Raw genomic sequence first — 12093 nt, forward strand, 5'->3', positions numbered from 1 at the left:
CGCATATCCGGCCTCTTCTTACTCAGATACAGCTTCTCTCACCGAAATAAAACCCTCAACCCACCAACAGGGCTTGAGGGTTGCATACTTTGAATGCCGTGATCAAGGAAAGACGTCTCAGACCGCCCATTTCTTTAATCAGCCTTTGAAACATAAACAGGATCTTCGGTCACTTGCTCCACTTCAAGGGGCTCTACGTAAGAGGAGGGGCGTTCTTGGTTCAATTTATTTCCGTGTTGCTCACGCTCAAATTGACAAGCGCTTATTAAAAGTATAGGAACGATTATCGCAAACATGTACTTTCTTTTCCACAAAAACCCCACCTCTTTTCCCCGGTCAATTTGTAAATAGTGTAGCAAATGAACTCCTGATTGAAAAGCAAAAATTACTATCTCCTCACCCATGGAATCGCGACCAAGAGCAGAAGCAAAGCAGCCAGCTGATAGACGGTGGACAGCGACGTATAATCGAGAAGCAGAAACGAGGCTAGAGGACCGACCGCAGCGCCAAGATCAGAGGCCATCGTATGCTTGGTCATCACTACTATCTTATCGTCAGAGGCGGCCAGATCGGTAGCATTCGTATCAACCGTCGTGATAAACGCGGTCGAGACGAGTTGGAACACAAGGAGTAGCACAAGTAACCACCCAAAGCTGACCGGCAATGAAAGCATGACAAACAGCGTCGCAAGTGAACCCAAGCTGAGAAGAAGAGCCAAACGGCGTGAGGTCGCGTTGACTAAGTAACGCCCAACAAACGGTGCTAAAAATGGGTCCCACCCCCACCGAATGGCTTGAATGATGCCTGCGATGGTGGCGGCTCCTACGACCGACGATGGTTGTTCTCTCTCAGCAATCAGCGGCGAGAGGGTCGTCGCAAACAAGCCAAATACAACAAATCCGCTCGCTGCACTTGAAAGAAAGATTCGTCCGCTCTTCGTCGCTCCTGTTGCTTTAAACGCCTGCTTGAAGCTTTTTTCCTTTGGATCCACCGTTCTGCTCTCCCCACTGATATAGCCTATGGCGAGCGGAAAACCACATAAGGCAAGCAATGCAAACGCAATAGAAGCAAAGGCAAGAGAGATTGATTCAATAAAGAAACTTCCGACAAGCATACCCACGAGGCCACCCAATCCCCAAAGCCCGTTGTAGAGGCCCACCAAGCGACCCCTGTTTTGCTCGGTCGACAATTCCGTGACAGTAATCGTTCCGCCGAGTCGAAGCAGAGCCCAGGCAACTCCCCACAAGCAGCGCGCTATGAGCAAGAGGACAAAACTTTGCGCAAAGGCGTAAGAAAGAGTGGTAAGCGAGGCAAGCATAATCGCTATAAGGAAGCCTGCTTTTCTTGAATAGCGTTTATAAAAAAGGCCAATCAAAGGCGTAAGCGGCAAGCGAATAAAACGATTTGCGGAAAGCAAAACACCGACCTGCCAGATGGCGGTCAGCCCGAACTCTTGCCAGTACAGAGGCAAGGCAATTAATAACATCGCATCTCCTGCCAAGCACACCGCCGTAATTAAAGCGATGGCTTGAATCCGAGTTTTCGGGTTAACCGTTTGCATTGAGCCATTCTTCGATTACAGATGTGGCTTGATAGAGAGCATCCGTTCGATGGTTCACTTGTTTTGCTTCCTCGTTGTCTTCGGACAGCGTACATCCATTGCTGCGAAGAAAAATGCGCGTGTATCCTTCACTTTCCTTCCCTTTCATAGTCGCTTCGACCCAGCCATGCTGCTCGCCTCGACAAATCTTCTTCTCACCGTTTGGAAAATCAATTACGATCACACTGACAAAATAGGCTTGACGCTTGCTCATTGGCACCCCGTCCAGTTTCTGAATCAATGCTTTGGCTCGGTCATCGTCCGTGCCTTCCATGAAACGAGCAGTCCTCACGCCAGGGAAACCGTCAAGCGCTGGGACGACAAGCCCAGAGTCTTCGCTCACGATAATAGCCTCTTCTTCGTTCCCTCTCGCTGCCGCTGCTTTTTTCTCGGCATTGCCGCAAAACGAGCTTTCGGTTTCTTCCACATCAACTGTTGCTCCCATAAACGAAAGAGCTACTGGTAGCGTTTGAAAATAAGAAACAAATGTGGATCGTTTCCGTTTGTTCGTTGTCGCAAGCACTAGCTTCATATCCAATCCCCTCCCTTTCTCTAACCTCCATTATCATCTAGGCAAAAGGGGAGAAAAAGGGTAAACTATTTTTATACTATCTCCCCTTTTAGGAGGATATGCATGCATTTACTAGAACACTATGTTCAGCTCTGTCGCGGTTCTGACCAACCTCTTCGTCTCTCCTTTACACTGACGCTCGGGGAAGCGGCGGCATTCATGCAGGTCTCTCCCCGCCACGCAAAGATACTTCTTCGTGAAATGGAGACTGAGCGTTGGATCACAAGGCAACCAGGGCGGGGACGTGGCCATAAATCTACGTTAACCCTTCTTGCCGATGTCGAACAGCTTATGTTTGAACATGCGCTTTCTTTAGCTCGCTATCACTCTCTTGACCAGGCGCTTTTCTTTTTGCAGTCGCAAAAAGGATCTGCGGAGGCACAAAAACGTTTTTGGTTTCACTTTTCAAGAGAAATAACTATCGATAAGGACAAGCAGGCGGATACGCTTCATTTCCCATCCTACCGCCCGCTCCCTACCCTCGACCCAGCACAAACGAGTCGTAGAACGGAAAATCACATTATGCGCTATCTTTTTAACCGACTTTTGGAGTGGGATGGCGAAATAAATCGGTTTCGTCCAAGCTTGGCGCATGCCTGGGAGCATAATGAGGACGCGAGCGTTTGGACATTCTACCTTCGTAAAGGCGTTCTCTTTCATGATGGGCAGACCTTATCGGCAGAAGTTGTACGCGAAAGTCTATGCGCACATAAAAGAGGACATTCACCACATACCCCGGCTTATGTTCTCATCAAGGAGTTGCGCCCCCTCAGCAAGTTAACTCTTCAGATCAAGTGTAAGGGTCCCGCTTGGTGGCTTCCAGCCTTATTAACGACACAAGCTGGCTCAGTGATGCTTCGAACAGAAGCTGATACTGAAGCACTCCCCATAGGGACGGGCCCTTTCTCAGTGGATAAGAACACGAACCACCGCTTATCGCTCTCTGCCTTTGCCTCACATTTTCAAAGCCGTCCACAGCTCGATGGTGTGAAAATGTACTTTCATGAGCAGCTCTATGATAGCCAAGTCATCGATGAAAGCATTCTTGCGGACGAAGAATCAAGCAACAACTTTTACAACTACCGCCATGCTACCCATACAGGTGAAGCTTATTTACGCTTAAGCGAATTAGACGACGGCTGTAAGGTACTTACGCTGAACGGAAAGCGCGGTGCGGTTGCGACAGATCAAAAGTTGAGGCAAGCGATTTCACTTTTACTAGGCGGCCACTCTATGGTCCGAGAACTTGGAGGCATTCGTACAAAAGAGGCACGGTATCTCTACCGCTTTACAGAAGACGGTTCACTAAAGCCACGGGACTCCTCCCCTACTTCTTACAACTGTGGCGTTACGCTCACGCTTATAACTTATGCTGGCGCTGGCAATGAAGCAGACGGGGCCTGGATATGTAAACGACTTTTGGCAGCTGGAATTTACATAGAGCTCCGCGTCGTCTCCTATGAAGAGTGGCTAACACCAGCCTGCGCAGATGCTGCCGACCTTCTTCTTTCAGAACAGCTAAGCCATGAAAATGAACTTTCCACCTACATCGGCGCTTTCTTCGATCGTGGCAACGCCACCTCTAGACAACTGCCGGACGAGCACAAGCAAAAGCTCGATCAACTTATGAAAACAAGCCCTTCAGAAGCCGTACTGCTTCAGCAATTGCAGGAAGTGGAGAAAGAATTGAGAGAACGCTCATTTGTTCTGCCCCTATATCGGGTTCAGCAACTAGCGCTTTACCCTTCCTACTGCCGTGGCGTTCAGCTCAATGCCCTCGGCTGGCTTGATTATGCAAACGTTTGGTTTTGTTAGTGAAGTTTACAGCTAAGATTCGAAACCCTATGTAGAAAACGGATGTTCTATAAATGTGCTTACCCGTGAAACAATGGGGAAAGCTTTGACCCTAAACACATTTGCATGTGTACGCTAAGAACGCCCCAGCACGATCGCTGGGGCGCCTCCTCCCTATTCCTTCATCCGCACGTTCGCCTCTGTATGAATCATGACATTTCCCGCTAAGGCTTTTGAAATCATGCACGACTGCTCTGCTTTTACCGCTAGTTTTTCTGCCTTGCTTACAAGGGCTGTTTCGCTGTCTGGCGCTAAAAGCACGCTTGGATAGTGGGAGATCGCTTGAAATGTAAACACATTATTGCTGACGTCCACTTCGGCCTCTGACTCTAGCGTCAGCGATTCCACCGGAATCTCCGCTCGCTCCAGCATCGCTGCATAGGTGATAAGAAAACACGTAGCCGAGGCACCGAGCAGCATTTCATCCGGGTTTGTTCCAACTCCAGGACCCCCCCACCGAAGCCGGGATGGAAATTTTCTCTTGGAGCCCGCCTGCCTCTATCCACCCCTCGCTGTTTCTCCCGCCAAACCACTGAGCATCTAAATGAAAGAGATGCGTGCTCATTTCCTTCTTCCCTCCCTTTTGTTTTCGAATTCAAACGCCAGCTGCTTCTTCGTCTCGTCTTTCCAAACGAGGCGTGCATTAAACGTTGATTTTCCTTTAAACCCGCGGATCGTATTCGTTTTTCCGCTTGCTAGCAGTTTTTTCGCATTGGCTTCGGTCAACTTTTTCTTTAAGATCATCGCCGGTAGGGTAAACGAGCAACCGTTTTCCTTATAGGACGAACAGCCGTAGAGCTTCCCTTTATGAACCACTTCTCCTCCGCAGAGCGGACAGATGCCTACGGGCCGTTTTGCTTTTTGGGGAGCGCTCTTGCCACCCCCTGTTGTGGTACTGCTAGGTACATAGGATGCGTCGGCTTTCCACGAGGCCGAAGCTTCTGTTGCGTCTACCACAAGCTTGGCGGCCAGCTTCTTGGATTGTTGCAAAAACACTGCTCCTGAAGCAGACCCTTGGCCAATTTCCTTTAAGCGCATTTCCCATCTCGCTGTCAGCTCCGGCGACGCTAACACTGAGTCCCCGAGAGCGCCAATCAAAACACGCGCTTTGGCGGTCGGTGCGACGCGGTGCTTCTCCAATTCAATATAGCGCAAGGCTTTCAACCGTTCAATGATCGAGGCCCGCGTGCTCTCTTCCCCGATGCCAGAGACGGCTTTTAACACATCGGCAATCTCACTGTCTTCCTCGCCTCTGCCAGCGTTTTTCATCGCCGTGATCAACTCCCCCTCTGTATAGCGCTTTGGGGGCTCTGTGCTTCCTTCTTTAATCGTGACATCTGCGACTGTCCCGCGCATGCCTTTGGAAAGGTCAGGGATAGAAGCTTCCACCTTCTTTTCTTCCCCGTAGATAACCTTGCGCCAGCCCGCTGACTTTAATTGTTTGCTTTTGCTATCGAAGCGGTGCCCCTCCGATACCGTTTGTACAAGCTTGTGGATCAAAATCGCCGGTTCCAAGTGGGCGGCAATCAGCGACTTTGCCACAAGATCATAGATATTGGCTTCATCGCCCCTAAGCCCTTGCCTGGAAGGAACTTTTTTCGTCGGCAAAATCGCGTGGTGATCACTAACTTTCCCTGGATTGACATAGCGTTTGTTCCCGACGAGTGTTGGCGGCTCTGTTGGCACATGCGCTTGATAAGCCTCAAGACTTGCGAGCTTCGCTAAGATGTCAGGGAACTGTGCCGCTTCTGCCTTTGTGACAAACGGGGAATCGGTCCGAGGATAAGTGATGTACTTTTTCTCGTACAGCTTTTGAAGCAGCTCCAACGTTTTCTTGGCTCCGTACTTAAAGCGCTTATTGGCCATAGCCTGCAGTGACGAGAGCGTGTAGAAAAACGGTGGGAGCTGACGCCTGTCCTCTTCTTTGACAAGTGTCACCTCTGCCTCTTTTGCTTTTACCGTCTTCGCTACTTGCTCGGCCGCTTCCTTTGATAGACGCGTCCCCTCCTCGGTTGTATACACGCCTTCATAAGTACGTCCCTCGATGTCAAACGTTGCGACCGCTTGATAGAACGTCTCCACTTGAAATTCTTCAATCACTATCTCACGTTTAACAATGAGGGCAAGCGTGGGCGTTTGGACGCGTCCCGTCGCAAACACTTCCCGGCCCCCGTGTTTTTGCTGGAGGAGAAGCGTATACGCCCGGCTTGTGTTCATGCCGACGAGCCAATCTGCGTAGCTTCTGGCGAGTGCCTCCTCGTAAAGCGGCCGCGTCTTCTCGATTGGCAAAAGTCGTGCAAACGCCTCTTTGATCGCTTCTTTGGTCAAACTTTGCGCCCACAGCCTTTTCATCGGCTTTCGCACGCCACACATTTGGACAACAAGTTGGACAATCAGCTCTCCCTCACGTCCGGGATCCCCTGCGGCAATAATGGATGTGACGTCTTTTCGCTTTAGCACGCTTTTGACCGCTTGGAACCGCTTCGTCTTGCCTGGGACCAGCTTATGACGAAACGTATCAGGCAGAATTGGGAGCGTGTTTAAACTCCAGCGCTTATATGTCGAATCCAGTTCATTCGGTTCCTTTAAAGCCACCAAATGACCGGCACACCAAACGATGACCGCTCCGCTTGGAAATGTCGAACACGGAGCAATGTCAATTTGATCGCGCTGTACTTTATGAGGGAAAGGCGCAGCGATGGCCTTCGCCTGACTCGCTTTTTCCGCTACGATGGCTTCCATAGTAATCACCTCTCCTCAATCATCTTTGTACCTAGTAGTATAGCATAAGAGCGAACAAACGTGCTAAAAAAGTTTCAGCTTCCTCGCCTTAGACATGAGAATACTCTTGTAAGATGTTCTTCCAAATTATTTCGACGTCAACAAAGGAATTTAGCAGCCTTTGTCTAATTATGTAGTAGCACGTAAAAAGGGGGATGTTTCATGGAAGAATTTATAGAGTGGTTGGACAGCTTTTCTGGAGCGGCGAGCGGTTTCGTCTGGGGACTGCCTCTTATTATTTTGCTTGTGGGAAGTGGGGTTTTCCTGACCGTAAGGCTGATGTTCTTTTCGTTTCGTCAATTGCCTTATGCCTTACGAATCGCGTTTTCCAAAAATCCGGATAAAAACTCAAAAGGAGATATTTCACATTTTCAGGCACTAATGACTTCCTTGGCGGCCACTGTCGGGACGGGAAATGTTGCTGGTGTCGCCACGGCGGTTGCCGTCGGGGGACCGGGCGCAGTTTTTTGGATGTGGATTACCGCTCTTGTTGGAATGGCAACGAAATATTCAGAGGCCATTCTTGGTGTGATCTACCGTGAGGAGAATGCCAAAGGCGAAATGTCAGGCGGGCCGATGTACTATCTGGAAAAAGGATTGGGGCAAAAATGGCTCGGCGTTCTCTTTGCTTTATTTGCTGTCTTTGCAGCCATATTCGGTATCGGCAATATGGTACAGACAAATACAGCCGCAGGCGTGGCTCAAGATGTCTTCAACGTTCCAACATGGGTTACGGGTCTAGTGCTAGCCGTTCTTATTGGCCTTGTTATTCTTGGGGGCATTAAAAGCATTGGGAAAGTGAGCGGGGTTATCGTGCCTGTTATGATTATCTTCTACATATTTGCTGGTCTATTCATTATTATCTTCAATGTTGCGGAAGTCCCATCTGCATTTGCGCTAATTTTTACGGATGCCTTTACAGGACAAGCCGTCGCCGGTGGTGCAGTCGGCGCCGTTATCCAGATGGGCGTGGCCAGAGGATTATTCTCAAACGAAGCTGGTCTCGGGACAGGAGGGATCGCAGCAGCGGCTGCCAAGACGGACATTCCTGCCCGGCAAGCTGTCATCTCCATGACGCAGGTCTTCATCGATACGATCGTCGTCTGCACGATCACGGGGCTTGCGCTTGTTATTGCCGATCTGTACACAAGCGGAGCGGAAGGCGCTGGCTTAACTGCCCAGTCTTTTGGTTTGCTGCTTCCCGATTATTTGCACGGGGACATCATCGTCGCGACCACGTTGCTTTTCTTTATTTTTTCAACCGTTCTCGGGTGGGCTTACTTCGGAGAGAAATGCTTCACCTACCTCTTCGGCGATTCAATGACGGTTCTCTACCGCATCATTTTTGTATTCGCCGCATTTTTCGGTTCTATTCTTACGCTTGACATCGTCTGGAACTTTGGAGACATCTTCAACGGACTTATGGCGATTCCAAACTTAATCGGAGTTCTTCTCCTGTCCGGTGTTGTCGTCAAAGAGACGAAGCGCTTTAACGAAAAACGAATGCTTGAAAAGAAGGAAGGCAAGATCTGGTGAGAACGAACGCCCTTGAAATGATCAAGGGCGTCTTTTTCATCAAACGCAACTTGGTAAAAAAGCGATAACCACCTTTTATCTCCTTCCATTCAAAATCGCGATTATTCACCCTCGTTCTCATAAGGTATAATACTAACAAACGAAGCCCTCATCTTGAAAGGAGCGATAATATGGCAAAAAAAGATGTACAACAGGCGTTTGGAAAGTCAGCCCAGGCCTATGTTACGAGTCCGCTACACGCAAAAGGCGAAGACCTGCTCGCCTTAAAAACCGTCCTGCAACCAACAGGCACTGAACGGCTCCTTGATGTTGCCACTGGCGCAGGACATGTCGTCAAAACGATCGCCCCTCATGTGGCAAGCGTCACAGCGATTGACATTACCCCCGAAATGCTTAGCGTGGCCGAGACATTTGTGAAAGACGAAGGCATCACCAACGCTACATTCCTGGAGGGCCCAGCTGAAGCTCTCCCTTTTGAAGATGCTTCCTTTGATGTCGTCATCACCCGAATAGCTGCCCACCATTTTGAGCGCCCCTTGGCGTTTGTTAACGAAGCGGCTAGGGTTCTGAACGATAGAGGACGCCTTTTCATTCTTGATAACGTAGCCCCAGAAGACGGGGAAATGGACCGGTTTTACAACGAGGTGGAAAAGCAAAGAGACCAGAGCCATGTGAGAGCATGGAAAAAGTCAGAATGGATTCAAATGGTAGAAAAGGCTGGACTGAACCTTGCAAGCCTTCTTACTTTCAGCAAGACGTTCCAGTTTAGTAATTGGACGGAACGAATGCATCTGGGCGCTAACGAAAAAAAGGAACTGAATGACTATATGCTCAGGCAAAAGCCAGAAGTCATTTCCCAGTTTTCAATCGAAACCATATCAGGCCAAGTACAAAACTTTCGAGGACAATCGATCCTTTTAGAAGCTAGGAAGCGTGTGTGAAAAAACCGTTCGGGGCTTACAACAATAGAAGGCAGAACCGCCAACTGCGCTTGCCAGGGAAATAGAGACCATCCCCCCGTGGCTTTTACGCATTCTAAGTTTGATGTTATGCAACAAGCTCTTTTTCCATAGGAATCAATGTAGAAACGTGAAGGGGGGTTAAAAGGTGGAAGAAACGCACAATGTGGTGAGCGAAAAAACGCCGCCAAACAAAGGGTTATCTCTTGCTTTTGAAGGAACGCAACTTGGCTACGAAGCGTCACGATTGCTGAAGGACATTGCGAAGATGATTGAAAATCAAAGCAGCAACTACCACGTTACGATCGAGATCGCCCACACCAACGCCTCCACAGACGACAATAAACAGGATGAAGAATATTTGCCGCTTTCGGACTTTCTGCAAAACGATTAGTGAAGGGGGGTCCCTTCACTAACGTTTCTGCCCTTTCTCTATCGATTCGTAATCGTCTCCGGATACAAGTCATGGTTCATCATCCGGTAATCTGCCATCTCCTCGTACTTCGTCCCTTCCCGTCCGTAGTTGCAATAAGGATCAATCGAAATTCCTCCACGTGGGGTGAACTTGCCCCAGACCTCGATATACCGCGGATTCATTAGTTTAATTAGGTCGTTCATAATAATGTTAACCGAATCCTCGTGAAAGTCGCCATGGTTACGGAAGCTAAACAAATACAGCTTCAGCGACTTGCTTTCGACCATTTTTACATCCGGGATATAGCTGATGTAAATCGTGGCGAAATCAGGCTGTCCGGTTTTCGGGCAAAGGGTTGTGAATTCAGGGCAGTTGAATTTCACAAAGTAGTCTCGATTCGGGTGCTGGTTGTCAAAGCTCTCAAGTACCTCTGGGTTGTAGGAAAACGTATAGTCAGTGCCTTGATTGCCCAGAAGCGTCACACCTTCTAATTGTTCGTCCTTACGTCCTGTATTCATATTGTTCCCTCCTAGATCTAGACCCCGCGCTTGTTGCCCCACAAGAAGGTGTGAAGCTGAGGCAGTACGCGGGCGTCATTCATAATTGGTTCATCCATCGCTTTTTCAATCAACCATTCATAGCGATGAAGCGATCGCTGAAGCAGCGTCTCCTGATCCGACGTATGGGTATCGGCATTTCCCACCTGCAAATAAAACGGGACATTCGGATAGCGAAGATGCACATCGCAGGCGTAAGCGAAGTCTTCTTCGTCAAACACCACGACTTTAAGACTCATTTGCCTTTCGTCAAGCTTTCCTACAAAGTCGTCGAGCTTAGCAAAGTCGGTGTCCATCTTAGAACTCGGCGGCTTCGGACTGATCGTCACATCGGTGATATCAAGCAGCCAGTCCTGCCAGATGCTTCCCTGTGTTTCCACAGCGGTTTTGACTTTCCTCTGTTCTAGTAAGGCCACCAGTTCCGCGATCCCCTTATGAAGTGCGGGGTTGCCGCCTGAGATCGTCACATGGTCAAAGCGTTCCCCTCCACAGACTTCGAGTCGCTCAACGATTTGCTCCGCATGCAGCAGCTCGCTTTTGCCGCTTCCATCCCAAGTAAACGCCGAATCGCACCAGGAACAGCGATAATCGCAGCCACCTGTGCGCACGAACATCGTTTTCCTGCCAATGACCATCCCCTCGCCTTGAATCGTCGGCCCGAAAATCTCCATCACCGGGATCTTCTTCATCGTCTCCCATCCTTCTGCGGCCGGTAGGTCACATAGCTCGTTGGTGTCTCACGCACGATGACTTGCAAGCAAACAGGAGCATTTGGCTGTGTCGCAAGCTCTTCCGTCACGAGCGCATGAATGGTTTCGGCAACGACCTCGGTTGTCGGCTCCGCCTCCCGGAAACGTTCATCGTCATTAAGGAGACGATGATCAAAGCGTTTGTGAATCGTGTCTTTTAGTCGTTTAAAGTTGATCAAGAACCCAAGATCGTCAAGTTCATCACCAGCAATGGTAAGATTGACAAAATAGGTGTGTCCGTGAACGCGCCTGCAAGCACCGGCGCGTTCATCATCAATATAATGTGCAGCGGCAAACTGCATATCTTTGTTTAGTTCAAATCGGTAGGCGTGCATGACTTGAGGGTAAAATTGCTGCATCATACACGTATCCCCTCTCGTTCAGCCAGATACTGGCGCATGCCCTCTAGACGCAGCTTGCACGACGGGCATTCTCGGCAGCCATCGCCGCGTATGCCGTGATAACATGTGAGCGTCCGTGAACGCACATATCCAAAGGCTTCTAGCTCGCCGGCAAGTTTCCACGTCTCTTTTTTGTTTAACCACATTAAAGGGGTATGAATGACGAACTGCTCATCCATGGCTAAATTAAGCGTTACGTTGAGCGACTTCACAAATACGTCGCGACAGTCTGGGTAGCCGCTAAAATCTGTTTCACATACTCCTGTCACCAGGTGGCGCGCCCCCATTTCTCTAGCATAGACAGAAGCAAACGATAAGAATAAATGATTCCTGCCGGCAACGAATGTACTCGGCAGTTCGCCAGCTTCACCGTCCTTGACCTCAATGTCAGACCTCGTTAAGGCGTTTGGCGAAAGCTGATTGATTAAGCGCATATCCAGTACTTTAAACGAAACGCCCAAATCATCGGCGATTTCTTTGGCACACTCAATTTCCGCACTGTGACGCTGACCATAGTCAAACGTCACGGTGAGCACCTCTTCAAATTGCTGTAACGCCCAGAACAGGCAAGTCGTGCTATCCTGGCCGCCGCTGAAAACAACAACGGCTTTTTCTTTCTTGCTCATGGCTCTTTTCTCCTTTTGAGAACGAGCATTCGTTAAACTCCAAT

General features: G+C 49.3%; 12 protein-coding genes and 1 pseudogene. 4 read left to right on the forward strand and 9 right to left on the reverse strand.

Annotated elements, in window-relative coordinates; all coding sequences use genetic code 11:
- Positions 1-134: 134 nt before the first annotated feature.
- Genes AVZ68_RS12260 through AVZ68_RS12270 form a run of 3 tightly spaced genes read right to left on the reverse strand, consistent with a single transcriptional unit; the run spans position 135 to position 2132 of the window.
- Positions 135-404 carry a hypothetical protein gene (locus AVZ68_RS12260; protein ID WP_157404650.1) on the reverse strand — a complete coding sequence of 90 codons (270 nt, stop codon included), beginning with the start codon at positions 402-404 and terminating at the stop codon, positions 135-137.
- A complete protein-coding gene (locus AVZ68_RS12265; protein ID WP_059104851.1) occupies positions 389-1561 on the reverse strand; it encodes an MFS transporter in 1173 nt (390 codons plus the stop codon). The genes AVZ68_RS12260 and AVZ68_RS12265 overlap by 16 nt, the downstream gene beginning before the upstream one ends.
- The gene (locus tag AVZ68_RS12270) at positions 1548-2132 is read right to left on the reverse strand and encodes a non-canonical purine NTP pyrophosphatase (protein WP_059104852.1); all 585 of its coding nucleotides are present in this window, start codon (positions 2130-2132) and stop codon (positions 1548-1550) included. The genes AVZ68_RS12265 and AVZ68_RS12270 overlap by 14 nt, the downstream gene beginning before the upstream one ends.
- 102 nt (positions 2133-2234) lie before the next feature.
- Here AVZ68_RS12270 and AVZ68_RS12275 point away from each other — a divergent pair, with 102 nt between their 5' ends.
- The gene (locus AVZ68_RS12275) at positions 2235-3986 is read left to right on the forward strand and encodes an ABC transporter substrate-binding protein (protein WP_059104853.1); all 1752 of its coding nucleotides are present in this window, start codon (positions 2235-2237) and stop codon (positions 3984-3986) included.
- 153 nt (positions 3987-4139) lie between these two features.
- Here the strand turns inward: AVZ68_RS12275 and AVZ68_RS12280 are convergent.
- Both AVZ68_RS12280 and AVZ68_RS12285 read right to left on the reverse strand, forming a co-directional pair.
- A pseudogene (locus AVZ68_RS12280) lies at positions 4140-4590 on the reverse strand (SACOL1771 family peroxiredoxin).
- Positions 4587-6767, reverse strand: coding sequence for a type IA DNA topoisomerase (locus AVZ68_RS12285; RefSeq protein WP_059104854.1), 2181 nt, complete (start codon positions 6765-6767; stop codon positions 4587-4589). The pseudogene AVZ68_RS12280 and the gene AVZ68_RS12285 overlap by 4 nt, the downstream one beginning before the upstream one ends.
- Before the next feature lie 201 nt (positions 6768-6968).
- Between AVZ68_RS12285 and AVZ68_RS12290 the strand changes: the two genes are divergently transcribed.
- From AVZ68_RS12290 to AVZ68_RS12300, 3 genes are all read left to right on the forward strand, one after another.
- Positions 6969-8342 carry an alanine/glycine:cation symporter family protein gene (locus AVZ68_RS12290; protein WP_059104855.1) on the forward strand — a complete coding sequence of 458 codons (1374 nt, stop codon included), beginning with the start codon at positions 6969-6971 and terminating at the stop codon, positions 8340-8342.
- A gap of 170 nt (positions 8343-8512) precedes the next feature.
- Positions 8513-9283, forward strand: coding sequence for a class I SAM-dependent methyltransferase (locus AVZ68_RS12295; protein ID WP_059104856.1), 771 nt, complete (start codon positions 8513-8515; stop codon positions 9281-9283).
- 166 nt (positions 9284-9449) lie between these two features.
- Complete coding sequence (locus AVZ68_RS12300; RefSeq protein WP_059104857.1) at positions 9450-9695, forward strand: hypothetical protein; 246 nt, start codon at positions 9450-9452, stop codon at positions 9693-9695.
- 38 nt (positions 9696-9733) lie between these two features.
- On the opposite strand, the gene queF is transcribed toward AVZ68_RS12300, so the two are convergent.
- The 4 genes from queF to queC are packed head-to-tail and all read right to left on the reverse strand — an operon-like array spanning position 9734 to position 12049.
- Positions 9734-10234 (reverse strand): preQ(1) synthase, encoded by a 501-nt coding sequence (gene queF / locus AVZ68_RS12305; protein WP_059104858.1) that lies wholly within the window; start codon positions 10232-10234, stop codon positions 9734-9736.
- 17 nt (positions 10235-10251) lie between these two features.
- Complete coding sequence (queE, locus tag AVZ68_RS12310) at positions 10252-10962, reverse strand: 7-carboxy-7-deazaguanine synthase QueE (protein WP_059104859.1); 711 nt, start codon at positions 10960-10962, stop codon at positions 10252-10254.
- The gene (gene queD / locus AVZ68_RS12315; protein ID WP_059104860.1) at positions 10959-11384 is read right to left on the reverse strand and encodes a 6-carboxytetrahydropterin synthase QueD; all 426 of its coding nucleotides are present in this window, start codon (positions 11382-11384) and stop codon (positions 10959-10961) included. The genes queE and queD overlap by 4 nt, the downstream gene beginning before the upstream one ends.
- Complete coding sequence (queC, locus tag AVZ68_RS12320; protein WP_059104861.1) at positions 11381-12049, reverse strand: 7-cyano-7-deazaguanine synthase QueC; 669 nt, start codon at positions 12047-12049, stop codon at positions 11381-11383. Before queC ends, queD begins: the two co-directional genes overlap by 4 nt.
- Positions 12050-12093: the final 44 nt, after the last annotated feature.

Source organism: Shouchella shacheensis, from assembly GCF_001484965.1.
In the GTDB taxonomy this organism is placed as follows: Bacteria; Bacillota; Bacilli; order Bacillales; family Bacillaceae_D; genus Shouchella; species Shouchella shacheensis.

Excerpts from the sequence above, each read along its gene's own strand:
- AVZ68_RS12260 (WP_157404650.1), bottom strand. The coding sequence starts at position 404 with ATGGGTGAGGAGATAGTAATTTTTGCTTTTCAATCAGGAGTTCATTTG.
- AVZ68_RS12285 (WP_059104854.1), bottom strand. The coding sequence starts at position 6,767 with ATGGAAGCCATCGTAGCGGAAAAAGCGAGTCAGGCGAAGGCCATCGCT.
- AVZ68_RS12295 (WP_059104856.1), top strand. The coding sequence starts at position 8,513 with ATGGCAAAAAAAGATGTACAACAGGCGTTTGGAAAGTCAGCCCAGGCC.
- queD (WP_059104860.1), bottom strand. The coding sequence starts at position 11,384 with ATGATGCAGCAATTTTACCCTCAAGTCATGCACGCCTACCGATTTGAA.
- AVZ68_RS12275 (WP_059104853.1), top strand. The coding sequence starts at position 2,235 with ATGCATTTACTAGAACACTATGTTCAGCTCTGTCGCGGTTCTGACCAA.
- AVZ68_RS12270 (WP_059104852.1), bottom strand. The coding sequence starts at position 2,132 with ATGAAGCTAGTGCTTGCGACAACGAACAAACGGAAACGATCCACATTT.
- queF (WP_059104858.1), bottom strand. The coding sequence starts at position 10,234 with ATGAATACAGGACGTAAGGACGAACAATTAGAAGGTGTGACGCTTCTG.
- AVZ68_RS12265 (WP_059104851.1), bottom strand. The coding sequence starts at position 1,561 with ATGCAAACGGTTAACCCGAAAACTCGGATTCAAGCCATCGCTTTAATT.
- queC (WP_059104861.1), bottom strand. The coding sequence starts at position 12,049 with ATGAGCAAGAAAGAAAAAGCCGTTGTTGTTTTCAGCGGCGGCCAGGAT.
- queE (WP_059104859.1), bottom strand. The coding sequence starts at position 10,962 with ATGAAGAAGATCCCGGTGATGGAGATTTTCGGGCCGACGATTCAAGGC.
- AVZ68_RS12290 (WP_059104855.1), top strand. The coding sequence starts at position 6,969 with ATGGAAGAATTTATAGAGTGGTTGGACAGCTTTTCTGGAGCGGCGAGC.